Source organism: Ilumatobacter fluminis, from assembly GCF_004364865.1.
GTDB lineage: Bacteria > Actinomycetota > Acidimicrobiia > Acidimicrobiales > Ilumatobacteraceae > Ilumatobacter > Ilumatobacter fluminis.
This window is the reverse complement of sequence record NZ_SOAU01000001.1, coordinates 2,098,252-2,122,651: the sequence shown is the minus strand read 5'-3', so window position 1 is coordinate 2,122,651 and position 24,400 is coordinate 2,098,252. Positions and strand designations below refer to the sequence as shown.

Below are 24,400 nucleotides of genomic sequence, written 5' to 3'. Positions count from 1 at the left end.
GGTCAGCCCGAGGTGGACGATGCCACCACGTCGCCGACGCGGATGAGTTCTCGCTCGATCGACGCGATCAGATCGTCGGCGCCGGCGCAATCCCCGGCGCGACCCATCGCCTCGAGTCGAGCAGCGTCGTCCCCGATCGTGGTGATGGCGATGGCACGGGCTCCGCCTTTGAGGGCGTGTGCCTCCAACCGCAACGACTCGGCGTCGCCACCGCCGACCGCAAGCCGGATTGCAGCGAGACGTTCGACGGCATCGGCCTGGAAGACCGGCAGGAGCAGAGCGAGGAGCGGCTCCGCGTCCTCGCCCAGCAGTCGCACGAGTTCTTCCCGGTCGATGACCGAGCAGTCGTCGATCTCCGCCCGGTCATCGATCGGCAACGATGCAATGTCGTCCATCGGTCGATCGAGTTCGTCGTTGATCGTCGGTGGCGTCGGGCCGCGCGAATCGACGGCGATCGCGAGCGGCGGAGTCGACTCGATGATCGCTGCGACCCGTGCCAGCTCGATCGGCTTACTGAGATAGTCGTCGAGGCCGGCGGTCAGGTATCGCTCGCGGTCGCCCTCGAGGGCGTGCGCGGTGCATGCGACGATCCGAGGGCACTGCTCGGCGGGAAGCAACGACTTGATGCGCTGCGTGGCTTGGACCCCGTCGAGTCGTGGCATCTGGACGTCCATCAGCACCAGGTCGTACCCGCCGGCGAGCACCATGTCGATGGCTTCGACGCCGTCAGCGGCGACGTCGACCGAGTAGCCGAGGCGAGCGAACATGCGGGTCGCCACGAGCTGGTTCACGGTGTTGTCCTCGGCCACGAGGACCCGGATGGGATGGCGACGTGCGAGCCCGCGGTCGATCTCGGCGACCGAAGGCGCCGTTCGATCGGTCGCAGTGTTCGCCGCCGGGAGCGCCACGTCGAACGAGAAGCTCGCCCCGTCGCCGATCGCACCGGTGGCTCGGATCTCGCCGTCCATCATCTCGACGAGACGTTGGCTGATGGCCAGACCCAGCCCGGTGCCTCCGAACTGTCGGGTCGTCGTGCTGTCGGCCTGTCGGAACGGTTCGAACAGCGAGTCTGCCTGGTCGGGGTCGAGCCCGATTCCGGTGTCGGTGACCACGAAGCGCAACCGGTCACCGGCGGTCTCGACGGAGATGCGGACACTGCCGCGATCGGTGAACTTGACGGCGTTCCCGACCAGGTTGACGAGTACCTGGCGGGTGCGACCCTCGTCTCCCAACACCACACGAGGAACGTCTGCAGCCACGTCGGTCTCGACCGACACCCCCTTCTCTCGCGCTGCAGCGACGAACAGATCGGTCGTACTGTCGACCAGTTCGCGCACGTCGAATGGCTCGACGTCCAGTTCGAGCCGATTGTTCTCGAGCTTGGAATAGTCGAGGATCTCGTTGAGCATCTCCAGCAGGGCTTCGCCGCTGCGATGCATCGTGGTCACGAGTTCGCGCTGATCAGCCGTCAGGTTCGAGTCGAGCAGCAGCTCGCTCAACCCGAGCAGTGCGTTCAACGGCGTCCTGATCTCATGGCTCATGTTGGCGAGAAAGTCGGACTTGACCCGGTCGGCACGCTCGGCGTCGTCGCGGGCGCGTTCGAGACCGACGAGGGTGCCCTGCAACTCGCGGGCCATTTCGTTGAACGCACTCTGCAGCACGCCGATCTCGTCGCGTCGGTCGACGCCGATGCCCTCGTGGAACTCGCCGGCGGCGAGCGCCTGCGTCTTGTGCGTGAGGTCGCGAAGCGGGTGGCGGATCTTGCGACGGAAGATGACCGTGGTGGCGATGAGGACCAGTGCCAGGACGATCCCCGCGGCGACCGATGCGTCGCGGACGAAACGGCGTGCGTTCTCTCGAGCCGGTTCGATCGAGTACAGCACACGAACCTCGCCGAGCTGCGCTCCCTGGCTGACGACCGGTTGCACCACCTCGCGAACGTCGGCATCGACGACGAGGGCGTCTGCCAGCGTATTGCTGTCGGGACCGGCACCCGCATCGAGCATGTCGACGATCCGCTGATCGTCGCGATCGATGAACCTGGTCATCGTTGTGCCGTCGTTGTCGGTGAAGACGACGTGAACGGTCGACGGGTCCTCGATCGCGTTGCGAACGAGTGTCTCCAGCGTCAGGAAGTCGCGGAAGAAGATCGCTTCAGCGCTGACCGACGCGAGAAATCGGGCCTGCGATGCGGAGCGCTCGCCGAGCAGATCGGTCTCGTGGTCGTAGTTCCGAGCTCCGATGAACGCGACGGCGCTCGCCATCACGACGACGAGCAAGGCCGCCAGGAGCAGGAACGACCTGACGCCGACGCTTCGAGTGATCGGCACACCGTCGAAGGACAGGCGTGAAGGCTGTTCAGTCGGCGGCATCCCACGACCGCAGTTCGAGTTCGACGACGAGCCGGTCGAGCGGCCCGTAGTCCGGCGGTGCGACGAAACCGGCAGCGTTCGCGTTCGCGAGCGCCGGATGGCCGGCTTCAATGGTCAACAGCGCGTCGGCGACGGCGGCCGCTACGTCGCCGTCGGTCTCGGCGAGGGCCGCGACGGGCCACTCCGGGTAGAGCGGGGTCGTGTGCGGGTACGGATAGTCGCCTTCGTGCCGGTCGAGGATTCGCACGTCATCGAGCGAGGCGAGCGTCCCCTCGGCGACCATCCGTTCGAGCTGCCCGGTCCGGACGAATCCGGCGTCGACGTCTCCGGTCAGTACGGCGAGCACGATGTTGTCCTGCGATGGAGTCTCCGTGAAGCGTGCGAACTCCGACGTGTCGATGCCGGCTTCGCGCAGGTGCATCACCTGGAAGTTGCACCCGGCCGCTGCGGTCTCGAAGGCCACGCACGTCACGTCGGCACCCCGCAGGTCGTCGAGCGTCTCCATGTCGCTGTCGGCCCGCACGATGATCAGCCCGCCGAACTCCGGGCCGGTGCCGACCCGATCGATCGTGGCGAGGAACTCCGTGTCATACAGGCGTTGCACCTGGACCGACGACAGTGGGTTCGAGAGGACGAAGTCGATCTCGCCATCGGCCACGGCCTCGAACAACTCGTCCTGGGCGAGCGGCACCAGCTCGAACGGTCGCTGGAGTTCGTCTTCCAGATAGTCGACGATCGGCCCGTACTGCCCGTTGGCGGCGACGGCGCTCCGGATGGCGAGCACACCCACGCGCACGGCATGGTCGTCACGGACGCTCGAGACGGAAAAGACGGTGGTCGCCGGAGCCGAATCGGCGACGTCGCCGTCGCCGGTCCCGCATGCGCCCGTCAGCGCGATCGAGGCGCCGACGGCCACCGCGAGCACAAACGTCCGACCGATCATGCACGCGAAGGTACGGACCATTTCTCAAGCCCGCCTCAAGGCGGGTTCATGCCGACGGCAACCGGCGTCACGACCGCCCGACTACGGTCGGGCGATCGTCGCGTTCTTGTACCTGCACTGCTCCGACCTCGGCGAGGTTCGTCGCTGCTACACCGACGTCGTCGGCCTGTCGGAGATCTTCGTCTCGATCGAGGACGGCGTCGTGGGGTACCGGGTCGGCGACCTCCAGATCACGATCGAGGAGCGATCCGACGTCGAGCCGGCGGCGTCGGGCTGGGCCAAGCAACTCGGGTGGGACGGCGGCACGGCGACAGCCCCGTCGTGGGGCATCGAACTCGACGCGGCGTCGTTCGTTCGCGCCGTCGACGCTGCGACCGCGGCGGGGATGCCATGCCACCGGGCGGAGCCGCAATGGGTCGGGTACTGGAGCTTCCCGGTGCGAGACCCGATGGGCAACACCGTCGAACTCAGCACGACGGACCGCAACGCCTGGTCGGCCGATACCGAGTAGCCCGGAACCGCTCCGCGTCGGATGCCGTCGACCAGACTGTGGCCGATGGAGTCACCCGAGGCGCTGATCGAGCGGACCAACCGCTGGTTCATTCGACGCGGGCTCCCCCACGCGATCGACGGCTACTCGTCGACCGAGGACGTCCTGACCCGTACCTGGCCGTTCCAGCTCTTCGTGATGTTCGTGGAGCTGTTCACCGCCTTCAACGATCGGGTGTCCGGCTGGGCGCAGTTCGCCGTGTTCGTCGCCGGACTCGGCGTGCTCATCGGCGGGTTCGTCGCCGTCAACCTCGTTCGTCGGCGACCACCGCTCGCGCTTCCCGACGACATCGGCGCCTGGGAGGTCGCGGTCTACCTGTTCGGGCCGGCCGTGCTGGTGACGGTCGTCGCCGACAACGGCTGGCAGGAAGGGCTCACGGTGATCGCCCTCAACGCCGCACTGCTGCTGATCGCCTATGCGATCACCTCGTACGGCCTCGTCCCGGCGCTGCGGGTGGGAGCGGTCCAGGCGGCACAGCAGGTCGGGACCATCACGGCGCTGTTCGCTCGGGGTCTGCCGATCATGCTCCTGATCACGGCGTTCGTGTTCCTGAACGCCGAGGTGTGGCAGGTCGCCCACGACTTCGTGCCCGCGTACTTCGTGATCGTGATCGTGCTGCTGGTCGGCCTGGCGGCGCTGTTCCTCGGGCTGCAGGTTCCGGGCGAGGTCGGCGCGCTCGCCCGCTTCGGCGACTGGAACGAGGTGTTCGGGCTCGTCGGCCAGACGAGCGCGCCCATCGACCAGCTCCCGTTCGACGACCTCGACCGCACCACGCCGGTCGACGCTCCGCCGCTCACCCGGACCGAGGTCGTGAACGCCGGGCTGCTCCTCATGATCTCGCAGCTGGTGCAGGCGGTGCTCGTGGGCCTCGTGTCGGCGGTGTTCTACGTCGGGTTCGGTCTGCTGGCCGTCCGGGAGACGACGATTCTCCAGTGGACCACCACCGACGAGCTCGATCCGATCGTGCGGTTCGACTTCCTCGGCGGCGAGATGGTGCTCACGTGGGAGCACCTTGCGGTCGCGGCGTTCATCGGGGCCTTCGCCACCTTGCAGTTCGCGGTGTCGAGCATCAACGACGCCGCCTACCGAGAGCAGTTCCGCGGCGACACCGAGAACGACGTCCGTGAGGTGTTCGCCGCCCGGGCACTCACCCGGCGAGCGATCGCAACACGCTGACCGCCTCGTCGGCCCGGTCGGCGGGCACGAGGAGATGGTCGTGGTGGTAGCCCGCGAGCACGTTGCACGGGATGCCCGCCTCGCCGAGCACGGCCGAGAAGGCCGCCGTCAGTCCGACCGCTTCGAGCGCCGAATGGACGGTGAGCGTGAGCCAGGCCGCCTCGAAGTCGACCGGCGCCCCGGCGGCGTCGGCCTGTTCGGTGGTGACGACGTAGGTCGGTCCTTCGTCCTCGTGGATCGTGGCAGCAGCGTCGGCGGCGAGGGTCGGCCACTCCCCCGTCACGAACGCGAACCGGCCCGGGCGCTGCACGACGTCGAGCGTCGCCAGCATCCGGGCCAGATCGGTCTCTCCGGGCATCTCAGCCGCGCAGTTCGGCGCCCAACTTGGTGGCCGCAGCCACCGCGCCGCGTCGGACCTCGGCGATGTCGGCGTCGGTGAGGTTGCGGTCGTCGGCCTGCAGCCGCACCCGGTACGCCAGACTGCGTCGACCGTCGCCGAGCGACTCACCTCGGAACACGTCGAACAACTCGATGTCGACGAGCAACGCGCCGGCGCCCTGCCGGATCGCCTTCTCGAGCTTCTCGGCCGGCACGTCGTCGGACAGGATGAAGGCCAGGTCGAGGTCGCTCGACGGGTACTTGCTCACCGGCTTCCACTGGGCCGGCTTCGGCTCGCGACCGAGCACCTCGTCGAGGTCGAGCTCGAGGATGGCGACCCGCTCGGTCACCTCGAAGCGCTGGAGCACCGCCGGGTCGACCTCGCCGACGGCGCCGGTCGGGTCCTTGCCCGCCTGCAGCGTCGCCGAGCGGGTGGCGTGGAGTCCGGCCGGGACGCGTCCCTGGTCGACGCGGGCGCCCACACCGAGGGCCGTCGCGATCTCGCGCCACACCGCCATCGCTGCCGGGGCTTCTTCGCCGGCGAGCACCACGCACAGCGCTTCGTACTCGTCGGGCAACTCGCCCGAACCGGGCGGGTAGACGTGGCCGATCTCGAACAGCTTCACGCCGGTCGCACGGTGCGACTCGTTGTAGGCGATCGCCTCCAGGAGACCCGGCCGGAGCGAGGTGCGTAGGACGCTCTCTTCGACGACGAGCGGGTTCGTGATGCTGATCGTCGGGCCGTCGAGGCCGGCCTTCGCCAGCGTGTCGGGCGCGAGGAACGGGTTCGGCATCGCCTCGGAGATCCCCAATCCGAGGAGCACTTCTCGCAGGAGCCGCCGACGCTGCTGCTTGACCGACAGGGCGCCGTGCACGGTCGACTTCGGAACGGTCTTGCCGACCCGCTCGTAGCCGTAGTGGCGTGCCACCTCCTCGATCACGTCGATCTCCTCGGTGGAGTCGGGCCGCCACGACGGGATCGCAACGGTCCGGGTGTCGCCCGAGCCCGACACCGTGAACCCGATCGGGTCGAGCAGCGGTGGCAGGTCGTCGGCGGTCAGTTCGGTGCCGAGCACTCGGTTGACCTCGCTGATGCGCAGCTCGGTCGAACGCTCCTGCGGCGGGAGCCCGGGGCCGCGCTCGTCGGCTTTGCCGGCGTGCACCACGAGGTTCGGGCACGTTTCACCCAACAGTTCGGCGAAGCGAGCGTGCGCGGTGTCGATGATGTACGGGTCGCAGCCGCGCTCGTATCGGGCCGAGGCCTCGGTGCGCAGACCGAGACGGCTCGACGTCTGCAGCACCGTGAGCGGGGTGAACCAGGCGATCTCGTGCGCCACGACCGTGGTCGTGTCGGAGATCTCGGAGTCGAGGCCGCCCATCACACCGCCGATACCGATCGGAACATCATCGGCGTCGCAGATCAGCACGTCGGCCTCGGTGAGCGTGCGGGTCTCTCCGTCGAGTGTGACCATCTGTTCGCCTTCGCTCGCGACACGGATGCGGAACCCGCCGCCGCCCAAGGTCTCGAGGTCGTAGGCGTGGGTCGGCTGGTTCAGCTCGAGCGTCACGTAGTTGGAGGCGTCGACGACGTTGCTGATCGGTCGCATGCCGGCCGCCAGCAGCCGGCGCTGCATCCAGTCCGGGCTCGGTCCGACCTCGACGCCGCTCATGACCACGCTCGTGAAGCGACCACAGCGGTCGCCGGACACGAGCTCGACCGGCGCGGTCCGCTCGGGTCCCCACTCGGGTTCGGGCGGGGTGGGCGGTCGGAACTCGATACCCATCTGGGCGGCGACGTCGCGGGCGATGCCCACGTAGCCCCAGCAGTCGGGTCGGTTGCGCGTGAGGTCGAGGTCGAACAGCACGTCGGGTCGGATCCCGAGCACCTCGCCGTACGGCACACCGAGTTCGGTGTCGGCGGGGAGGATCAGGATGCCCGAGTGATCGGTGCCGAGACCGAGCTCGTCGGCTGCGCAGAGCATGCCCTCGGAGTCGATCCCGAGGATGCCGCGTCGTTCGATCGTCATCCCGTTCGGCATGGTGGTGCCGAGGGTGGCGAGCGGGACGACATCGCCGACCTGCATGTTGAACGCACCGCACCACACGTGGCGCTCGGAGCCGTCACCGGCGTCGACGTACACGCGCTGGACCTTCGCCGCGTCGGGATGTTGCTCGAGTCGGAGCACGCGTGCCGAGACGACCCCGTCGACGGTGGCGCCGACGCGATCGATGTCTTCGACCGCCAGCCCGAGCGCGGTCATCGTGTCGGCGAGACGCTGCACGGCGTCGTCGTCGGTCGGGTCGGCGAAGTCGCCGTACTCGTTGAGCCAGGAGAGAAGAACCTTCATGTCGCTGTCGTCTCCTCAGAACTGCGCGGCGAAGCGGATGTCATCGGCGTACATGTCTCGCAGGTCGGCGACCTGGTGGCGCATGACCGCCATGCGGTCGATGCCGAACCCGAACGCGAACCCGCTCCACTCGGTGGGGTCGAGTCCACCGGCTCGCAGCACGTTCGGGTGCACCATGCCGCACCCTCCGAGTTCGAGCCACGATCCGTCGGGGCGCTGCACGTCGAACTCGGCCGAGGGTTCGGTGAACGGGAAGTAGCTCGGGCGCAGGCGCGACGAGAATCCGGGTCCGAAGAACGCATGGGTGAACGCCTCGATGGTGCCGGCGAGGTCGGCGAGGGTGATGTTGCGATCGATGACCAGGCCCTCGATCTGGTGGAACACCGGCATGTGAGTGGCGTCGGGCGTGTCGCGGCGGAACACACGACCGGGCGCCACGATGTAGATCGGCGGCTCCTGCTCGAGCATCGTGCGGATCTGGACCGGTGAGGTGTGCGTGCGCAGCACGGTCCGCCCCTCGGAGCCTCCCTCGGGTGCGTAGTCGACGAACAAGGTGTCGAACTCGCCGCGGGCGGGGTGCCCTTCGCCCATGTTGAGTGCTTCGAAGTTGTGCCAGTCGGTCTCGACCTCGGGACCTTCGGCGACCTGGAAGCCGAGTCCGATGAACACATCCTCGAGTCGTTCCCATGCCTGGGTGACGAGGTGTGCATGCCCACGGGTCGGCGCGGTGACGTACTCGGTGAGGTCGAGTCGCTCGGCGGCGACCTTCGCCTGGAGAGCAGCGACGCCCAGTTCACGCTGGCGCGTCTCGAGCGCAGCGGCGACGGCCTGCAACGCCTCGTTGACCGCCTGACCGGCCGCCTTCTTCTCGTCGACGGTCTCGAGCGAGCCGAGTTGCCGCTTGAACGCGGCGATCTCGCCCTGCTTGCCGAGCAGTGAGCTGTCGAGCGCGGCGATCGCTTCCAGCGAATCGGCCTGCTCGACCTGGGAGAGCGCCGCTGCTTGGGCGGCGCGGATGTCGTCGATCACGGGAGTCCTTTCAAACACGACGAACGAACGGTCTGGGCAGTGGTCATCCCCGGCCGGACTCGGGTGGGCGCGCGTTCGTGAAGCGTCACCGTCCCCAGGCGGTCCGCCCGGGGCACGGAAATCGCAGCGCTGCCATCACGCCGGACAGGCTACGCGACGGCGCCCCCCGTGACCAACCGTTTCGCGCCGCGCGCCCCGACGTGCCGTGGTGGACCCCGCCCGAGGTCGTATCGTCGCAGGCGTGCGGTGGATCTCGGGGCTCGACGCCAGGCAGCGCGTCATCGGCGCAGTCGGCGTCGTCGCCGCGCTGATCCTGACGATCGGGGTCGTCGTCGCAACGAGCAGCGACTCCGGCGACACGATCGCCGCCGACGACGGCGTGCCGGCCACGTCGAGCACACCGTCGACCACCCAGCCGATCGTCCAACCGACGTCGCCCACCGTCACGGCTCCGGTCACCACCCGAGCGACCACGACGACCAGGCCGACCGTGCCCGTCGTGAGCGCCACACCGGCATCGAGCACGACGTCGACGTCGTCGACCACCACGACGACGATCGACCCGGCGCTGCTCCTGCCGACCCTGCGCGAGGGCGACACGGGGCCCGAGGTCGTCCTGCTCCAGCGGATGCTGATCACCACGACCGGCGCCGCCATCGCACCCGACGGCACCTACGGCCCCGACACCGTCGTCGCGATCACGAACTTCCAGAAGCTCTTCGGTCTTCCCGAGACCGGCGAAGCCGACCACGAGACCCGGCAGCTGTTGCGATACGTCGACGGTGGCCGCTCCAACGCCCTCCCCTCCTGGCCGATCCCGTCGCTGGGTAACGGCGGCGCCGACGGCTGCCAGGTGACGGTGGTCGGCGACTCGTTGATGGCGGGCGCCGAATCGCTCCACGAGCGGGCGCTCGGCGCGATCGGCTGCGCATCGGCGGTCGACGGCGAGGGCGGGCGCTCGCTCGCCTACGGGTGGCAGTGTCGTGAGCGTCAGACCGACGGCAGTCGCCCACTCCTGATGTACCCGGAGCCGATTCCGGGCAACGACACGTGCGCTCCGTCTGGCCTCACCCTGTTGGCGCTGTGGGGGCAGGCCAACGCCCTCGGCGACATCGTGGTCGTCGCGCTCGGCACCAACGACGCCGGCCTGTACTCGCCGACTTCGTGGGAGCGGCACTGGAACGAAGCGCTCCGCCTCACGGGGAACCGACCGGTGATCTTCGTCAGCACCCGAGCCCGTGCCGGGACGTCGAACGTCGCCGGGCAGGATGCTTACTCGGCGGCGTTGCGGACCTGGTGCAACCGGCAGCCCCGCTGCCACCTGGCCGACTGGGCGCTCACCATGTCGGCGAACGATTGGTCGAACTACTACGACCACGTCCACCTCCGTACCGCGGGCACCCAGGCTCGAGCCGACTTCATCGCCGCGGCCGCACGGGCCTTGTTCGCCGGCGATCCGATCCCGAACCCGAGCCCGATCAACGTGCCGACCCCGAACCTGCCACCGGCGACCACGACGACGACCACTGCGCCGCGCACGACGACCACGATTCCGGCACGGACGACCACGACGACGACCGCTCCGGCCACGACGACCACGGTCGCACGAGCTACGACGACCACCACCACGACCACGGCGGCGCCGACGACCACGCGACCGCCAGTCACCACCTCGACGACGGTGGCGCCGACGACGATCGTCACGACGACGACGCTCGCACCGACGACCACGCTGCCGCCGGGCTGATCGGGCCGCTAGCGCCGGCGGGTCGCCTCGAAAGCGAGCAGCGTCGTCGCCATGGCGACGTTCAGACTCTCGGCGCGACCCCGGTGTTCGATCCGCACCCACTGATCGATCGGAGCGTCGTCGGGCAACCCGTGCGCCTCCGAACCCATCACGATCGCAACACGCCCGCTCCAGTCGGTATCGGTGTGCGGTTCACCCTGGTGCGACGAGGTGCCGACGAGGCGCAGACCGGCGTCTCGGACGGCGGCCAGGTCGGCCTCGACCACCGGAATGTGGAACAGCGCGCCGGCTGCGGCGCGCACCACCTTCGGGTTGAACGGGTCGACCGAACCGGGTGTGAGCACGACGGCGTCGACGCCGGCCGCCTCGGCCGAACGCACGATGGTGCCGAGGTTGCCGGGGTCGTTCAGGCGGTCGGCGACGATCACGGTCCGGGCGTCGGCCAGCGACGCCGCACGATCGGGCATCTTGACGACGGCGACGTTGGGCTGGGGTCGCTCGGTGGAGGCGACGCGTTCGAGCACGCCGTCGGCCAGCTCGAACGCCGTTGCGCCACTGACCGGTCCGGCGTCGGGCGCCACGAACTCGACGAGGACCTCCCATCCGGCGTCGAGCGCCTCACGGATCAGGACCTCGCCCTCGACCGCGAACGCACCGGCGTCGGAACGCGAACTGCGGCGCCCGATCAGGCGCCGCAGTTCTTGGACCTTCTGGTTCTTGAAGGTGAGTTGTTCGCGCAGGACGCGTTCCTTACAACGCAGCCTTGGCCTGGGCGACGAGGCCCGAGAATGCGGCCGGGTCGGTGACGGCGAGATCGGCGAGGATCTTGCGGTCGACCTCGATGCCGGCGGCGTTGAGGCCGGCGATGAAGCGGCTGTAGCTCATGTCGTTCTGGCGGCAAGCGGCGTTGATCCGCTGGATCCAGAGACGACGGAACTCGCCCTTCTTCGCACGCCGGTCACGGAATGCGTACTGGCCGCTGTGGAGCAGCTGCTCGTTGGCCGCACGGTACGAACGGCTCTTGTTGCCGTAGTAGCCGCGGGCCTGCTTCAGAACCTTCTTGTGGCGCTTCTTGGCAGCCACACCGCGCTTGACGCGTGCCATCGTGGATCAGTCTCCTTCTCGGGTCTCGGTATCAGCGCTCACCCAGGAGGCGCTTGATCTTCTTCTCGTCGGCCACGTGCACGTCGGCGTCGCGGTCGAGGCGGTGCTTCCGGCTCGAGGACTTGCCCTCGAACTTGTGCTGGTTGTTCTGCTGCTCGTGGCGCAGCTTGCCCTTGCCGGTCTTCTTGAACCGCTTCGCAGCGGTCTTCGAGGTCTTCATCTTCGGCATCATTCGTCTCCTGATTGTGCGGGGGGCTCGGCCGCCTCGTCGGCTGCCGATTCCTGGGCGGCTTCCTCGGCCGCTGCTTCCTTGGCAGCCTCCTCGGCCGCCTTGCGCTGGGCGTCGATCGCCTTCTTGTCGGGTGACAGCACCATCGACATGCTGCGACCTTCCATCCGGGCCTGGTTCTCGACCTTCGCGATCGGGCCGACGCCCTGGATCACGTCGTCGAGGATCTTGCGACCCAGTTCGGGGTGGGCCATCTCGCGGCCACGGAACTGGAGGGTGACCTTCACCTTGTGTCCCTCTTCGATGAACTCGACGAGGTGACGCATCTTGGTGTCGAAATCACCCTTGCCGATCTTCGGACGGAACTTGACTTCCTTGATCGAGATGTTCGTCGACTTCTTGCGCGCCTCTTTGGCCTTCTGCGCTTCTTCGTACCGGAACTTCCCGTAGTCCATGATCCGGCACACGGGCGGATTCGCCTGTGGTGCCACCTCGACGAGATCGAGGTCGAGGCCACGCGCCATGCGCAGTGCCTCGGGGACCGGCTTGATACCGAGCTGATCGCCGTCGGGGCCGATCAGGCGGACCTCACGGGCCCGGATTCGATCGTTGACTCGGTGTTGATCGCTCTTGCCAGCTATGACTGATCACTCCTGCGCAATGGGTTCCTCCCAATGTTGTCGGTCGTTTGGTCGTGCTCGACGCGAAGTCGCTTCGGATCGTTGCGGAGCAGACCAGCCAGGAGACCTGGAGGGTCGTGATCGTCATCGACCCGGACGCACCTGATGATCGCCTCGAGGGTGATCTGGTGGCCGGGTGGGAGCCCGAGGGCCCCACTTCGCCTCAATTGTGGCCGGTCGCCGAAACGACCGACCTCGGTAGGGTATCGCAGGTGACCGACGAAACCGACCTCTCCCCCGACGGCGCCGAATCGACCGCCGAGATCGAAGCCGCGATGGCCGAAGCCCGGGCCCGCCTCGCCGAGGTGCCCGCCGAGGTCGTCGTCGTCAACCACATCATGGGGCTCTACGAGCTGGGCGCCATCCATCTGTCGTCGCAAACACCCGATCTGGTCGCCGCTCAGCTGGCGATCGACTCGATGGCACTCCTGGTCGAGGGTCTGGGCGAGCGTCTCGGTGACGACGCCCAGACGATGGCCGACGCGCTCGCCAACATCCGCATGGCGTTCGTGAGCGTCAAGGCCCAGACGGGCCAGTCGGCGACGAACGACGACTGAGTGTCGCGGCGTCAGCGGCGCCGGGTCAGGCGCCGAACCGTCCGTGTGGGGCCGACACCACCCGCCCGTTGCGGGTGATGACGTCTTCCTCACGCAACAACTCGATCTGTTCGGCTTCGTGGCCGGGCACAAGTCGTCCCGCGGCGTTGACCACCCGCCACCACGGCACCTCGTGGTCGGTGGTCTGGAGGATGCGACCGACGAGACGTGACTGCTTCGGGTAACCAGCGACGGCGGCGACGTCGCCGTAGGTGGTGACCTCGCCCTGCTGGAGCGCCATCAGCACGTCGACGATCCGACGCTCCCGCACGACGACCGGGTCGGGTTCGGTGTCGTCGTCGGCGTTCACGACGTCAGAGCTTGGCGACGTGGCCGGCCTGCAGGGTGCCGAACTTCGGGAGCGGCTGGAAGCTGACCGGCTGGCCGACGTCGATCGTGCGGGTGCCGTCGGCGATCTCGATCACGTGGAACAAGAAGGGGGCGCCGTCGTCGGACGTGACGGTGCCGAGCCCCTTGGCCTCGTCGAACTCGGTGACGGTGCCGCGCAACATCGCTACTTGACGATCTTCGTGATCGGGATCTCGAGCAGGTCGGAGGCACCGGCCGCACGCAGATCGGGGATCAGGAGGTTGATGCCGCGCTTTTCGACGACGGTCTCGATCGCGTAGTCGCCGTTGGCGAGCTGGTTGACCGTCGGCGACTTGGCCGACGGCAGCACGTCGAGCACGGCGTCACGGTCGGCGGCCGACACGTTGACCTTCAACAGCACCTTGCCGCGGGCGTCGAGCGCGCCGTTCAGCAGGGTCATGATGTCGTCCATCGCCGCCCGCTTCTCGGGGTCGGCGAAGGCGGCCGGGTTGGCGACGACCTCGGTGTAGCTCGTGAGGATCGTGTCGATCACCTTGAGGCCGGCCGCGCGGAGCGCACGGCCCGTCTCGGTGATGTCGACGACGCAGTCGGCGATGTCGGGGATCTTGGCCTCGCTGGCGCCGTACGACAGGCGCACGTCGGCGTCGACGCCGCGGTCGGCGAAGAAGCGGCGCGTCAGCTCGGGGTACTCCGACGTGACCCGAACGCCGTCGGGCAGGTCGGCGACGCTGGTGACCTCGCTGTCGCCGGCCACGGCGACGACGACCCGGACCGGCTTGGAGGTCGCCTTGGAGTACTTCAGTTCGCCGAGGCTCTCGACCTGCGCTCCGGTCTCTTCGACCCAGTCACGACCGGTGATCCCGATGTCGAACAGTCCTTCGGCGACGTAGGTCGGGATCTCCTGCGGCCGCAGGATTCGGACCTCGTCGACCCGGGGATCTTCGATGATCGCCTTGTAGTCGACCGACGAGTTCCGGGACACGTTCAGGTCGGCGGCGTCGAACAGCTCGAAGGTCGCCTTCTCGAGCGACCCCTTCGGGAGGACCAGCTTCAGCACGTGGACCGAGGCTAGCGACGCCCGCACGACTTCTCCCATGAGGTTTGGTCGACGGCGGTCTCCGACCGTTTCCGTCCCGGCGCCCCGGGGTACCGTCGAGCCGTGTCCGACAACGATGGCTCCCAGTCGCTCGACGCCGAACTGATCGACGTCGCCCGAACCGCCCGGGAGCGTGCGTACGCCCCCTACAGCAAGTTCCGGATGGGTGCCGCCGTGCGCACCTACGACGACGAGATCATCCCGGGAGCGCTCGTCGAGAACGTGTCGCTCGGTCTGGCGATGTGTGCGGAACGGGTGGCGCTGTTCGGCACCGTCACCACCGGACACAAACCGGTCCGCCTGGCACTCGTGTCACCGCGGACCGACGGCACGCTCACGCACCCGTGTGGTGCCTGCCTCCAGGTCGCGCTCGAACTGGGCGGGCCGGGTGTCGAGGTCGTCGTGGTCGACCCCGACGGCGAGTCGGCGACGTCGACCGTCGGTGAACTCCTCCCCTGCGGTCCGCACCGCTCGTGAGACCGCCCGGGCTCAGTGCTCGGTCGGATCGCTCGCCAGCAGTCTGAGCGCGTGCGGCAACACGTCGATGACGGCATCGATCTGCTCGATCGTCCCCTTCGGGCTGCCCGGCGTGTTGCAGACGATCGTTCGACCCCGGATGCCGGCGACACCACGTGACAGCCGGCCGAACGGGCTGACGAGACGCATCGCCTCGGCGAGTCCGGGTGCGTCGCGCTCGATCACCCGTGCCGTGCCCTCGGGTGTCTGATCGCGCGGCGCGAAGCCGGTACCGCCGGTGGTGACGATCAGCCCGGCGAATCCGTCGCTCATCTCGGTCAACGTCGACGCGACGGCGTCGGCGCCGTCGGCCGTCACCCGATGGTCGACGACCTCGAACCCGTTCGCAGCGAGATGGGCTGCGAGGCCACGTCCGCCGGTGTCGTCACGGCTGCCGTGGAACACCCCGTCGCTGACGGTGAGCACCTTGGCGCGGAGGGGCGTCGAGTCGGTGTCGTGAGCGTGGCTCATGCCGGGCGACGGTACCGGACGAGCACCATGCCGTCGGTGTCGGCATCGTGTGGCAGGACGCGCCAGCCGTGACCGAACGGTCGCCACGAACCGACCGGCGGGGGTCGGTCGTCGACCTCGAAGCCGTCGGGCGTCGCATGGTCGATCGACTCGGCTGCGGTGAGCGTGCAGACGCTGTACACCAGCCGGCCGCCGGGGCGGACCAGCCGTGCCGACGCGGCGAGGATGCGGTGCTGCAGCTCGACCAGATCGTCCACGTCGGACGGCTGCAGCCGCCAGCGCGCGTCGGGTCGTCGGCGAAGCGCGCCGAGCCCGCTGCAGGGAGCGTCGATCAGGACGGCGTCGAACGAGGCGGGTGCGAACGACGGCTGCGTCGCGTCCTCGACCACACAGTCGATGTCGAGGCCGAGCCGTTCGGCGTTCGCTGCCACGAGTGACACCCGGTTCGCCCGGACATCGGCGGCGGTGACGACCGCGCCGGCGCCAGCCAGGGCGGTTGCCTTGCCGCCCGGAGCAGCACAGGTGTCGAGCACCCGCTCCCCTGGCGCGACCTCGACGGCTGCCGCGACCCACTGTGACGACGGGTCCTGGACGTAGCCGTCGTCGCGCACGCTGACGGTCGCCGGCTCGTTCATCCGGATCAACGACGCGAGCGCGTCGTCGCGGCCGAGTTCGTCGGTGAGGCGATCGACGATCCAGTCGGGATAGCTCAGCCGCGCCGCTTCGGAGGGCCACACCATGTCGGTCGACGACACCTTGCGCAACACGGCGTTGACGAAGCCGCGAGTCCGACGCGGCGCGAGGCCGACGGTCTCCGACACGGCCGCATGGGGCGCGACGTCGCCGAACACCAACTGGTACGCGCCGAGGCGCAGGAGCGTGCGGGTCGCGTCGTCGGGCGGGCTCGTGATGAAGCGGTCGACGAGGGCGTCGCACGCCCGACGCATCCGCGTGGTGCCGTAGACGAGGTCGGTGGCGAAGCGTCGATCCTGCTCGTGGAGTTCGGAGCGGTCGAGCATCGCCCCGAGCACGATGTTGGCGTAGGCGCCGTCGCCGTCGATCCGGCGGAGCGCGTCGAACGCGACGCGACGTGCGCTGGGCGCGCTCACTCGAACCACTCGCCGTCGGCCGGGCGGGCACCGTTGCGCCACGCCTCGTAGTCCATCCGCGGCTTGCCTTCGGGTTGCACCGTCACCGGGACGAGTTCGCCGTCGACGATGTTCGCCGCGTGGATCTTGAAACGGGCACCGCGGAACGTCGTCCACGCACCACCGAGGCGGATCAGCCGGTGCGTCTGCTCGACCGGTGCGCTCCAGTCGATGCGGAGCTCGGCGGGGTCGATCTTGGCGGCGTATGTCGTCTCGCCCGTCTGCGGCTCGGGCTCACCGAGTCCGGAGGCGAGGCGATCGACGAGGAGCCGGGTACCGACGTCGACCAACTCGTGCCGGAGTTCGTCCGCGGTGGTGTCGGCGCCGATCGGCACCTCGACGCAGTCGTAGACGCCTCCGGTGTCGAGCCCTTCTTCGAGCTGCATCAGGCAGACGCCGGTGACGTCGTCGCCCTCCAGCAGCGCTCGCTCGACGGGCGCCGCACCGCGCCAGCGGGGCAGCAACGAGAAGTGCAGGTTCACGAAGTCGAGTTCGGAGAGCACGTGCGGCTTGATCAGTCGGCCGTACGCCACCACGACGCCGAGGTCGACGGGGTGCTCGGCGTGGACGGCGAGGAGGTCGTCGACGGCGTGAGCGACCGGGATCCCGAGCCGTTCCGCCGCTTCCTTGACCGGGCTCGGTGACAGCGTCCCCCCGCGGCCGCGTCGGCGGTCGGGGTTGGTGACGACGAGAGCGACCTCGTGTCCGGCCTCGACCAGGGCTTCGAGCGGCGGCACCGCCATCTGCGGCGTGCCGAGGTACACGAGCCTCACTTGAGGCGGAGGCGTCGGAACCGGGAGTCGGCCGGCTTGAGCGCCTCGGCCTGCTCGGCTTCCTTGATGCGACGGAACTCGGCCATCGCTTCCTTGCGCTGGTCGGATGTCATCCGGTCGAACATGAGCACACCGTGGAGGTGGTCGAGTTCGTGCTGGTACATCCGGGCCTCGAGCTCGTCGGCCTCGCGCTCGACGACCTCGCCGTTGATGTCGACGCCGCGCATCAGCACGGTCTTCGGCCGGACCATCTCGACGTACAGGCCGGGGATCGACAGGCATCCCTCGTCGTACACCCACTCGCCGTCGGACTCGACGATCTCGGGGTTGAAGATCACCTGCTGATCGCCTTCGCCGAGATCCCAGACGAAGATCTGCTTCTGAACGCCGATCTGGGGTGCGGCGAGCGCGATGCCGTTGCCGCTGTCGTACAGCGTCGTGAACATGTCGTCCACCAGCCGCACCAGTTTGCCGTCGACGTCGGTGATGGGCGCGGCCTTCGACTTGAGCACCGGGTCGCCGAAGGTGCGGATCGAGTAGGCCATGGATGGCATGCTACCGACGGTGTCGCACTACTGGTCGGAGAACCCCGAGGTCGCCTCGTCGACGGAGACCGTCGACGTCGCCCTGCCCGACGTCGCGTTCAGCATGCTGACCGACCGTGGCGTGTTCAGTCACGGTCACCTCGACACCGGGACGTCGCTGCTGCTCCGAGAGGCCCCTGCTCCCCCACACGTCGGGCATCTGCTCGATCTCGGTTGCGGCGCCGGGCCGATCGCGCTCGCCATGGCCAAGCGATCGCCCGGCGCCACGGTCTGGGCCGTCGACACGAACGAGCGGGCACGGGCGCTCACCTCCGCCAACGCCGAACGCAACGGCGTCGCCAACCTCCGGACGGCAGCGCCGGACGACGTGGCCGACGACCTGGAGTTCACGGCGATCTGGTCGAATCCGCCGATCCGCATCGGCAAGGCGGCGCTCCACGAACTCCTGCTCACGTGGCTGCCGCGACTCGCGCCCGACGGGCAGGCGGTGCTCGTCGTGCAGAAGCACCTGGGGGCCGACTCGCTGCAACGCTGGCTCGGCGAACAGGGCTTTCCGACCGACCGAATCGCCAGCAAGGCCGGCTTCCGGCTACTCCGGACGGTTCGCGGCTGAGAGCGCGGCGCTGATCTCGGCGTACCGCACGAGGAACCGGCCCTCGTCGAGCTTCTTGCGACGGAGCCAACCCGTCACCTCGTCGTTGCACTTGCTGGCGTTGCAGGAACGGCATGCCGGCACCACGTTGTCGAGCGTGTAGCGACCGCCACGGGAGATCGGCTGCACGGTGTCACGTTGGAGCGCGACGTCGGTCGCACCGCAGTACGCGCACCCGGCCCAGTGCTCGACGATCGACGCCCACTGCTCGTCGGTCAGATCGTTGTCACGGGCAGCGACCCGGCGACGTCGCTTGCGTGCCAAACGTGCCTTGCGTGCTCCGGTCGCCGCCATCGGCCCGACAGTACCGTCAGCGCGGCGGGTCGACGGCGATCCTCAGACGGCTGCCGGAAGGGCGCTCACCGGCGACGAGCACCTGGCCGAGCGTCATCCACGACGACGCTCGTGCCACGTACTCGTCGTCGGAGCCGACCACCATCACGTCGTCGACCGGCTCGAGCGACGCGACGAACTCGTCGGCACCCTTGCCCGACACCTCGGCGTACGCACCGAAGGGTGGGAGGCCGAGCATCTGTCTGCGTTCTCGCTCGGGTCCGATCATCCGCCCCGGGTCGGCCAGGAGCGCCGCCTGCACGACGTCGTGGTTCGGCAGGAACGTCTGCACGAGCACCCGCCCGCCACGTCCTCGTGGACCGGCGAGACGCGCCGCTCGCACGAGGAGCGCCATCGCCTGCTCGCCGGACCGGTAGCGCGGTGACAGGAGTTCGCGGTCGAAGTCGAGGAACGCGACCGTGTCGGCGCGGTCGACACGATGCAACGCAGCTTCGGTGCCGACGACGATGTGCGCGTCGGCCGGCCCCTCCCACCCGTTGCCGGTCACCGTGGCCACCGGTCGAGCGGCAGCGGCCTCCAGCTCTTCCTGCAGTCGGGTGATTCCGGGCCGGAGGTTGGCGAACGTGCCGGCGCCACAGTTGCTGCACACCGGCGGACGATCGGTGCCGCATCGTCGGCAGTGCAACGTGCCGTCGTCGAGTTGCACGACGGCGGCGTCGCAGCGTTCGCAGCGTGTGAGTTCTCGACACGAGCGACAGGCCAGGAGCGCAGCGCGCCCCGTCGTGTTGCTGACGCAGACGACCCGCCGGTCGGGATCGCGCAGGTGCCGGATCAGTTCGGAGGTCACCAGCGATCGCTTCCAAGGCTCGTCGTCGGAGCGGTCGATCACGTCGACGATGGGCCAGCCGTCGCGTTCGCGCTGGTGCGGCGGTCGGGTGAGCTCGCCCCATTCGAGCGCCGTCAGGGTCGGGCACGGCGAGACGAGCAGCAGCGGCGCGCCGGCCCGTCGGCATCGCTCGATCATCACGTCGCGGGCGTGCCACGTCGGCGATCCCTCGTCTTGCAGGGCTTCGTCGTGTTCGTCGACGATCACAGCGGCGGCGAGTCCCGGGCACGGCGCCCACGCGGCCGTGCGGCTACCAACGACGACGTCGACACCGCCGGCGGCCGAGGCCCAGTCGTCGGGCGCCAACGCAACCGACAGCCCGGACCGTCGCAGCCGGGCAGCGAGCAGCATCGCGTCGTCGAGAGCCGGCACGATCGCGATCGTCGGTCCGATGGCAGCGGCACTGAGCACCGCCGGCATCGGGTCGCTGGTCGGTGGCAGCCGCAGGACGCCGCCGCCGCGCTGGAGGATGCCGGTCGACGCGGGCGAACGTGGCTCGACGATGGCGCCCGTTCTGCGCGACGACGGCACACGGTCGACGTTGCGATCGGGCGACGCCGCGCCGAGGAAGTGACGCTGGCGACCGGCCCAGCGGACGGCCGCCCACTCCGCGAGCTCGATGAGCTCCGCAGTGGGTCCGCGGCCCGACCATTTGGCAATCGGCTTCAGCCCGTCGACGTGGGCGTCGGGCGGGTCGAGGTCGACGATCCAGCCGCCGATGCGCCGCCCGTGCAGTTCGACGCGCACGCGATCGCCGACCGACACGACCATCGTGTCGGGAACGGCGTAGTCGAATCGCTTGTCGAGCCCCGTGACGTTCGGGACGACCCGGGCGATCACGGCCGGAGCCCCGTGTCGGCGATCAGAGGCCGACGGCAGCCTTGAACTGGTCGAGGCGCGAGACCTCTTCCCAGCTGAAGCCCGAGCGGCCGAAGTGGCCGTAAGCGGCGGTGCGGCGGTAGCCGGGCTGCTTCAGTTCGAGATCGCGGACGATGGCGCCCGGGCGCAGGTCGAAGACCTCACGCACGGCCGACTCGATCGTGGCCGGGTCGACCTTGGCGGTGCCGAACGTCTCGACGAAGATCGACATCGGGTGGGCGACACCGATCGCGTAGGCGACCTGGATCTCGCAGCGCTCGGCGGCACCGGAGGCGACGACGTGCTTGGCGACCCAGCGCGATGCGTAGGCAGCCGAGCGGTCGACTTTCGACGGGTCCTTGCCCGAGAAGGCGCCGCCGCCGTGGCGGCCCATGCCGCCGTAGGTGTCAACGATGATCTTGCGACCCGTGAGGCCACAGTCGCCGTGCGGACCACCGATGACGAAGTTGCCGGTCGGGTTGATCCAGATCGTGTAGTCGTCGTCGGCGAACTGCTCGGGGATCACCGGACGGATGACCTGCTCGATCAGGTCGGGGCGGATGACCGAGTCGCGGTCGATCCCGTCCTGGTGCTGGGTCGAGATGAGCACGGTGTCGACGCCGACCGGCTTGCCGTCCTCGTACCGGTACGTGACCTGGGTCTTGCCGTCGGGACGCAGGTACGGGAGCGCACCCGACTTGCGGACCTCGGTCAGGCGCTCCGAGAGACGGTGCGCCGTCCAGATCGGCAGCGGCATCAGGTCGTCGGTCTCGTCGCAGGCGTAGCCGAACATCATGCCCTGGTCGCCGGCGCCCTGGAGATCGAGCGCATCCTCACCGGCGGTGCCGGAGCGGACCTCTTCCGACGAGTCGACACCCTGCGCGATATCGGGGCTCTGCTCGTCGATCGACACGATCACCCCGCAGGTGTTGCCGTCGAAGCCCTTGCGGGCGTCGTCGTAACCGATGTCGATGATCGTCTCGCGAGCGATCTTGGGGATCTCGACGTACGCGTCGGTCGTGATCTCACCGGCGATGACGCACAGGCCGGTCGTCACCATCGTCTCGCAGGCGACGCGACCGTCGGGGTCCTTCTCCAGGATCGCGTCGAGGACCGAGTCGCTGATCTGGTCGGCCATCTTGTCGGGGTGACCCTCGGTCACGCTCTCGGAGGTAAAGGTCCACTGAGCCACGGTTGTCTCCTGTGTAGTCGGCGAATGGATTGTCTAGTCGGTGGCGGCCCGTCGGAGGGCGACCACCCGGTCGATGACGGCGGCGGCGATCTGCCGCTTGTCGGCGAGGGGGACCTCGACCGGCGACTGATCGGGCGAGAACAGCGTCACGGCATTGGTGTCGTGCTGGAAGCCGGTCGCGTCGGCGGCGACGTCGTTGGCGACGATCAGGTCGAGGTGCTTGGCGACGAGCTTGCGCTGCGCGTTCGCGGCCATGTCGTCGGTCTCGGCGGCGAAGCCCACGAGCACCTGACCGGCCGGCTTGTTCGCGCCGAGCCCGGCGAGGATGTCGGGCGTCGGTTCGAGGACGATCTCGGGAACGCCGTCGTGCTTCTTGATCTTGCGGTCGACCGCTGCAGCGGGGCGGAAGTCGGCCACGGCGGCGGCCATGACGACCACGCCGGCGCTCGGCGCGAGGCGCTCCATGGCCGACTGCATCTGGGCGGCGGTCTCGACGCGCTCGACGGCGGCACCGACCGGAGCCGGGCGGTCGACGGTCGACACGATCGTGACCGACGCGCCGCGTGCTGCCGCTTCGGCGGCGACGGCGTAGCCCTGCTTGCCCGACGAGCGGTTCGCGATGACGCGGACGGCGTCGATCGGCTCGCGGGTGCCGCCGGCACTGACGACGACGTGCACGCCGTCGAGGTCGCGAGGGCCGAGCAGCCGCTCGACGGCGGCGACGATGGTCTCGGGCGCAGCGAGGCGGCCGGCGCCCGAGTCGCCACCGGCCAGCCGGCCGCTCTCGGGATCGACGATGTGGACGCCCCACGAACGAAGCGTTGCGATGTTGTCGACGACGGCGGGGTGCTCCCACATCTCGGTGTGCATCGCCGGGCACAGCATCACCGGTGCCCGCGTGGCGAGCAGCACGTTCGTGAGCAGATCGGTCGACAGGCCGGAGCGGTAGGCGCCGATCAACCGTGCGGTCGCCGGGGCGACGAGGATCAGATCGGCACCCTGACCGAGCTTGGTGTGCGGGATCGGCGTCTCGGGGTCGTCCCAGAGCCGGGTCTTGACGGTTTCGCTGGCGAGCGCGGACAGCGTCGTCGGGCCGAGGAATCGCTCGGCGCCTTTCGTCATCACCGGCACGACGTGGGCGCCGGCGTCGACGAGGCGACGGCTCAGTTCGACGGCCTTGTACGCGGCGATGCCCCCGGTGACGCCGAGAACGATCCGCTTACCGGCCAGCATGACCGTGTCGACCGAGATGGGTCAGCTGTCGCCGTCGGCGAGTTCGGCGTCGCCCTCGGGCAGGTCGAGCGTCGCCTCGGGCTCCTCGGGAGCGTCGGTCAGCACGATCTTGTCGGCCGCAATCTCCTCGAAGGCGATGCTGATCGGCTTGCGAGCGGTCGACGACACCTGCGGCGGCACCATGTGACCGAGGCCCTCACCGAGCTGGTTGAAGTACGAGTTGATGTTGCGCGCCCGACGAGCGGCCAGCGTGACCAGGCTGAACTTGGAGTCCACCCGGCCGAGCAGGCCCTCGATCGAGGGGTTCATCATCGTGTCGTGGCTCTGCGCCATGCATCAACTCCAGTACGAGGGTGTTCGAACAGCGTCGGCCAGCCTACCGGCCGCAGCGCCGAGACCGTTCGACCGCGATGATCGACTGCATCTCGTCGAGGGTCCGGTCGAGTTCGTCGTTGATGACGATGTGATCGGCGATCGCCCGTCCGACCGGTTCTTCCTTCTCGGCCTTGCGGAGTCGGGCGTGCACCTTGTCGTCGGGGTCGCCACGGCCGCGCAGGCGACGCTCCTGTTCGTCGCGACTCGGCGGCGTCACGAAGATGAGGATCGCCTCGGGATACTGCTGTTTCACCTGCTGAGCGCCGTCGACCTCGATCTCGAGCACGATGTCGGGCGACTCGGGGTCGTCGAGCTGATCGGGACGCGGGGTGCCGTAGTAGTTGCCCAGGAACTCGGTCCACTCGAGGAACCCGTCGTTGCTGATGTGCTCCTCGAACCGTTCACCGGTCGTGAACACGTACGCGTCGTCCGCCTCGCCCGGCCGCTGGTCGCGGGTGGTCCACGACCGACTGAGCCACAGGCCAGGGTCGCGTTTCACGAGGGCATCGACGATCGTGCCCTTGCCCACGCCTCCGGGGCCGGAGACGACGATGATGAGCCGACGGTCAGCCAAGTTGCTGGAGCAGTGCCGCACGCTGCTGCGCGCCGAGACCCTGGACGCGACGGTTGTCGGCGATGCCGATCTCCTCCATCACGCGGCGGGCCTTCACCTTGCCCACACCGGGCAGGGATTCCAGCATCGAGACGACCTTCAGCTTGCCGACGTTCTGGTCGTCCGAGTCGAGGGCTTCCTGCAGGCTCATCGACCCCATCTTGAGGCGGGCCTTGATGTCGGCTCGGGCGGCGCGTGCCTCGGCGGCCTTCGCAAGGGCCGCAGCCCGCTGCTCCGGAGTCAACTGAGGAGGTGTTGCCATGCGT

Annotated in this window: 29 protein-coding genes; 6 read left to right on the top strand and 23 right to left on the bottom strand. The window is 68.9% G+C overall.

Features of this window, described 5'->3' with window-relative positions; all coding sequences use genetic code 11:
• Nucleotides 1-2 precede the first annotated feature (2 nt).
• On the bottom strand, nucleotides 3-2,330 hold the full coding sequence (locus tag BDK89_RS09610) for an ATP-binding protein (RefSeq protein WP_166657490.1): 2,328 nt from the start codon (nucleotides 2,328-2,330) through the stop codon (nucleotides 3-5).
• A 28-nt stretch (nucleotides 2,331-2,358) separates the two neighbouring features.
• On the bottom strand, nucleotides 2,359-3,315 hold the full coding sequence (locus BDK89_RS09605; RefSeq protein WP_166657489.1) for a phosphate/phosphite/phosphonate ABC transporter substrate-binding protein: 957 nt from the start codon (nucleotides 3,313-3,315) through the stop codon (nucleotides 2,359-2,361).
• Between the two features lie 106 nt (nucleotides 3,316-3,421).
• On the opposite strand from BDK89_RS09605, the gene BDK89_RS09600 reads away from it, so the two are divergent.
• Nucleotides 3,422-3,826 carry a VOC family protein gene (locus BDK89_RS09600; protein ID WP_133868747.1) on the top strand — a complete coding sequence of 135 codons (405 nt, stop codon included), beginning with the start codon at nucleotides 3,422-3,424 and terminating at the stop codon, nucleotides 3,824-3,826.
• 45 nt (nucleotides 3,827-3,871) lie between these two features.
• Nucleotides 3,872-5,041, top strand: a complete 1,170-nt coding sequence (locus BDK89_RS09595; protein ID WP_133868746.1) for a hypothetical protein — start codon at nucleotides 3,872-3,874, stop codon at nucleotides 5,039-5,041.
• Here BDK89_RS09595 and BDK89_RS09590 read toward each other — a convergent pair.
• Genes BDK89_RS09590 through pheS form a run of 3 tightly spaced genes read right to left on the bottom strand, consistent with a single transcriptional unit; the run spans nucleotide 5,013 to nucleotide 8,796 of the window.
• A complete protein-coding gene (locus BDK89_RS09590) occupies nucleotides 5,013-5,399 on the bottom strand; it encodes an ACT domain-containing protein (protein WP_133868745.1) in 387 nt (128 codons plus the stop codon). The genes BDK89_RS09595 and BDK89_RS09590 overlap by 29 nt on opposite strands.
• Before the next feature lies 1 nt (nucleotide 5,400).
• Nucleotides 5,401-7,767: a phenylalanine--tRNA ligase subunit beta gene (gene pheT / locus BDK89_RS09585; protein ID WP_133868744.1), complete on the bottom strand. Its 2,367-nt coding sequence runs from the start codon at nucleotides 7,765-7,767 to the stop codon at nucleotides 5,401-5,403.
• Between the two features lie 15 nt (nucleotides 7,768-7,782).
• On the bottom strand, nucleotides 7,783-8,796 hold the full coding sequence (gene pheS, locus BDK89_RS09580; protein WP_133868743.1) for a phenylalanine--tRNA ligase subunit alpha: 1,014 nt from the start codon (nucleotides 8,794-8,796) through the stop codon (nucleotides 7,783-7,785).
• 241 nt (nucleotides 8,797-9,037) lie between these two features.
• On the opposite strand from pheS, the gene BDK89_RS09575 reads away from it, so the two are divergent.
• Entirely contained in the window at nucleotides 9,038-10,543 is a 1,506-nt protein-coding gene (locus tag BDK89_RS09575; RefSeq protein ID WP_133868742.1) for a peptidoglycan-binding protein, read from the top strand.
• Between the two features lie 8 nt (nucleotides 10,544-10,551).
• Here BDK89_RS09575 and BDK89_RS09570 read toward each other — a convergent pair whose 3' ends face one another.
• From BDK89_RS09570 to infC, 4 genes are read right to left on the bottom strand one after another with little or no spacing between them, the layout of a single operon-like run.
• Nucleotides 10,552-11,283, bottom strand: a complete 732-nt coding sequence (locus BDK89_RS09570) for a TrmH family RNA methyltransferase (RefSeq protein WP_424955299.1) — start codon at nucleotides 11,281-11,283, stop codon at nucleotides 10,552-10,554.
• A 10-nt stretch (nucleotides 11,284-11,293) separates the two neighbouring features.
• Entirely contained in the window at nucleotides 11,294-11,647 is a 354-nt protein-coding gene (rplT, locus tag BDK89_RS09565) for a 50S ribosomal protein L20 (protein WP_133868740.1), read from the bottom strand.
• Between the two features lie 31 nt (nucleotides 11,648-11,678).
• The gene (gene rpmI / locus BDK89_RS09560) at nucleotides 11,679-11,867 is read right to left on the bottom strand and encodes a 50S ribosomal protein L35 (RefSeq protein ID WP_424955285.1); all 189 of its coding nucleotides are present in this window, start codon (nucleotides 11,865-11,867) and stop codon (nucleotides 11,679-11,681) included.
• An 8-nt stretch (nucleotides 11,868-11,875) separates the two neighbouring features.
• Complete coding sequence (gene infC / locus BDK89_RS09555; protein ID WP_133868738.1) at nucleotides 11,876-12,517, bottom strand: translation initiation factor IF-3; 642 nt, start codon at nucleotides 12,515-12,517, stop codon at nucleotides 11,876-11,878.
• A 251-nt stretch (nucleotides 12,518-12,768) separates the two neighbouring features.
• Between infC and BDK89_RS09550 the strand changes: the two genes are divergently transcribed.
• Nucleotides 12,769-13,113, top strand: coding sequence for a DUF1844 domain-containing protein (locus BDK89_RS09550; RefSeq protein WP_133868737.1), 345 nt, complete (start codon nucleotides 12,769-12,771; stop codon nucleotides 13,111-13,113).
• 25 nt (nucleotides 13,114-13,138) lie between these two features.
• Here BDK89_RS09550 and BDK89_RS09545 read toward each other — a convergent pair whose 3' ends face one another.
• Genes BDK89_RS09545 through hisG form a run of 3 tightly spaced genes read right to left on the bottom strand, consistent with a single transcriptional unit; the run spans nucleotide 13,139 to nucleotide 14,539 of the window.
• Nucleotides 13,139-13,462 carry an MGMT family protein gene (locus BDK89_RS09545; protein ID WP_208294018.1) on the bottom strand — a complete coding sequence of 108 codons (324 nt, stop codon included), beginning with the start codon at nucleotides 13,460-13,462 and terminating at the stop codon, nucleotides 13,139-13,141.
• Between the two features lie 4 nt (nucleotides 13,463-13,466).
• Nucleotides 13,467-13,664, bottom strand: coding sequence for a cold-shock protein (locus tag BDK89_RS09540; protein WP_133868736.1), 198 nt, complete (start codon nucleotides 13,662-13,664; stop codon nucleotides 13,467-13,469).
• Between the two features lie 2 nt (nucleotides 13,665-13,666).
• Complete coding sequence (gene hisG, locus BDK89_RS09535) at nucleotides 13,667-14,539, bottom strand: ATP phosphoribosyltransferase (protein WP_133868735.1); 873 nt, start codon at nucleotides 14,537-14,539, stop codon at nucleotides 13,667-13,669.
• Between the two features lie 102 nt (nucleotides 14,540-14,641).
• On the opposite strand from hisG, the gene BDK89_RS09530 reads away from it, so the two are divergent.
• Entirely contained in the window at nucleotides 14,642-15,055 is a 414-nt protein-coding gene (locus tag BDK89_RS09530) for a cytidine deaminase (RefSeq protein WP_133868734.1), read from the top strand.
• Nucleotides 15,056-15,067: 12 nt separating this feature from the next.
• Here BDK89_RS09530 and BDK89_RS09525 read toward each other — a convergent pair whose 3' ends face one another.
• From BDK89_RS09525 to def, 4 genes are read right to left on the bottom strand one after another with little or no spacing between them, the layout of a single operon-like run.
• Nucleotides 15,068-15,565 carry a MogA/MoaB family molybdenum cofactor biosynthesis protein gene (locus tag BDK89_RS09525; RefSeq protein WP_133868733.1) on the bottom strand — a complete coding sequence of 166 codons (498 nt, stop codon included), beginning with the start codon at nucleotides 15,563-15,565 and terminating at the stop codon, nucleotides 15,068-15,070.
• Entirely contained in the window at nucleotides 15,562-16,674 is a 1,113-nt protein-coding gene (locus tag BDK89_RS09520; RefSeq protein ID WP_166657488.1) for a transcription antitermination factor NusB, read from the bottom strand. Before BDK89_RS09520 ends, BDK89_RS09525 begins: the two co-directional genes overlap by 4 nt.
• On the bottom strand, nucleotides 16,671-17,486 hold the full coding sequence (locus tag BDK89_RS09515; protein ID WP_133868731.1) for a methionyl-tRNA formyltransferase: 816 nt from the start codon (nucleotides 17,484-17,486) through the stop codon (nucleotides 16,671-16,673). Before BDK89_RS09515 ends, BDK89_RS09520 begins: the two co-directional genes overlap by 4 nt.
• Nucleotides 17,483-18,031, bottom strand: a complete 549-nt coding sequence (def, locus tag BDK89_RS09510) for a peptide deformylase (RefSeq protein WP_133868730.1) — start codon at nucleotides 18,029-18,031, stop codon at nucleotides 17,483-17,485. The genes BDK89_RS09515 and def overlap by 4 nt, the downstream gene beginning before the upstream one ends.
• Between def and BDK89_RS09505 the strand changes: the two genes are divergently transcribed.
• Entirely contained in the window at nucleotides 18,030-18,644 is a 615-nt protein-coding gene (locus BDK89_RS09505) for a class I SAM-dependent methyltransferase (protein WP_133868729.1), read from the top strand. The genes def and BDK89_RS09505 overlap by 2 nt on opposite strands.
• On the opposite strand, the gene BDK89_RS09500 is transcribed toward BDK89_RS09505, so the two are convergent.
• Genes BDK89_RS09500 through mihF form a run of 7 tightly spaced genes read right to left on the bottom strand, consistent with a single transcriptional unit; the run spans nucleotide 18,621 to nucleotide 24,396 of the window.
• Nucleotides 18,621-18,977, bottom strand: coding sequence for an HNH endonuclease (locus tag BDK89_RS09500; RefSeq protein ID WP_133868728.1), 357 nt, complete (start codon nucleotides 18,975-18,977; stop codon nucleotides 18,621-18,623). The genes BDK89_RS09505 and BDK89_RS09500 overlap by 24 nt on opposite strands.
• A gap of 16 nt (nucleotides 18,978-18,993) precedes the next feature.
• The gene (locus BDK89_RS09495) at nucleotides 18,994-20,703 is read right to left on the bottom strand and encodes a primosomal protein N' family DNA-binding protein (protein WP_133868727.1); all 1,710 of its coding nucleotides are present in this window, start codon (nucleotides 20,701-20,703) and stop codon (nucleotides 18,994-18,996) included.
• 22 nt (nucleotides 20,704-20,725) lie between these two features.
• A complete protein-coding gene (gene metK, locus BDK89_RS09490; RefSeq protein WP_133868726.1) occupies nucleotides 20,726-21,913 on the bottom strand; it encodes a methionine adenosyltransferase in 1,188 nt (395 codons plus the stop codon).
• Between the two features lie 33 nt (nucleotides 21,914-21,946).
• Entirely contained in the window at nucleotides 21,947-23,146 is a 1,200-nt protein-coding gene (gene coaBC, locus BDK89_RS09485; RefSeq protein WP_133868725.1) for a bifunctional phosphopantothenoylcysteine decarboxylase/phosphopantothenate--cysteine ligase CoaBC, read from the bottom strand.
• 21 nt (nucleotides 23,147-23,167) lie between these two features.
• Nucleotides 23,168-23,479 (bottom strand): DNA-directed RNA polymerase subunit omega, encoded by a 312-nt coding sequence (rpoZ, locus tag BDK89_RS09480; protein ID WP_208294017.1) that lies wholly within the window; start codon nucleotides 23,477-23,479, stop codon nucleotides 23,168-23,170.
• 43 nt (nucleotides 23,480-23,522) lie between these two features.
• Entirely contained in the window at nucleotides 23,523-24,095 is a 573-nt protein-coding gene (gmk, locus tag BDK89_RS09475; RefSeq protein ID WP_166657487.1) for a guanylate kinase, read from the bottom strand.
• Nucleotides 24,088-24,396: an integration host factor, actinobacterial type gene (gene mihF / locus BDK89_RS09470; protein ID WP_133868723.1), complete on the bottom strand. Its 309-nt coding sequence runs from the start codon at nucleotides 24,394-24,396 to the stop codon at nucleotides 24,088-24,090. Before mihF ends, gmk begins: the two co-directional genes overlap by 8 nt.
• Nucleotides 24,397-24,400: the final 4 nt, after the last annotated feature.

What these genes read in the sequence shown, in the direction of transcription:
- BDK89_RS09590 (WP_133868745.1), bottom strand. Translation starts at nt 5,399, where the DNA reads ATGCCCGGAGAGACCGATCTGGCCCGGATGCTGGCGACGCTCGACGTC.
- pheT (WP_133868744.1), bottom strand. Translation starts at nt 7,767, where the DNA reads ATGAAGGTTCTTCTCTCCTGGCTCAACGAGTACGGCGACTTCGCCGAC.
- BDK89_RS09605 (WP_166657489.1), bottom strand. Translation starts at nt 3,315, where the DNA reads ATGATCGGTCGGACGTTTGTGCTCGCGGTGGCCGTCGGCGCCTCGATC.
- BDK89_RS09505 (WP_133868729.1), top strand. Translation starts at nt 18,030, where the DNA reads ATGGATGGCATGCTACCGACGGTGTCGCACTACTGGTCGGAGAACCCC.
- BDK89_RS09525 (WP_133868733.1), bottom strand. Translation starts at nt 15,565, where the DNA reads ATGAGCCACGCTCACGACACCGACTCGACGCCCCTCCGCGCCAAGGTG.
- rpoZ (WP_208294017.1), bottom strand. Translation starts at nt 23,479, where the DNA reads ATGGCGCAGAGCCACGACACGATGATGAACCCCTCGATCGAGGGCCTG.
- coaBC (WP_133868725.1), bottom strand. Translation starts at nt 23,146, where the DNA reads ATGCTGGCCGGTAAGCGGATCGTTCTCGGCGTCACCGGGGGCATCGCC.
- mihF (WP_133868723.1), bottom strand. Translation starts at nt 24,396, where the DNA reads ATGGCAACACCTCCTCAGTTGACTCCGGAGCAGCGGGCTGCGGCCCTT.
- BDK89_RS09540 (WP_133868736.1), bottom strand. Translation starts at nt 13,664, where the DNA reads ATGTTGCGCGGCACCGTCACCGAGTTCGACGAGGCCAAGGGGCTCGGC.
- BDK89_RS09500 (WP_133868728.1), bottom strand. Translation starts at nt 18,977, where the DNA reads ATGGCGGCGACCGGAGCACGCAAGGCACGTTTGGCACGCAAGCGACGT.
- rpmI (WP_424955285.1), bottom strand. Translation starts at nt 11,867, where the DNA reads ATGAAGACCTCGAAGACCGCTGCGAAGCGGTTCAAGAAGACCGGCAAG.
- rplT (WP_133868740.1), bottom strand. Translation starts at nt 11,647, where the DNA reads ATGGCACGCGTCAAGCGCGGTGTGGCTGCCAAGAAGCGCCACAAGAAG.
- BDK89_RS09595 (WP_133868746.1), top strand. Translation starts at nt 3,872, where the DNA reads ATGGAGTCACCCGAGGCGCTGATCGAGCGGACCAACCGCTGGTTCATT.
- def (WP_133868730.1), bottom strand. Translation starts at nt 18,031, where the DNA reads ATGGCCTACTCGATCCGCACCTTCGGCGACCCGGTGCTCAAGTCGAAG.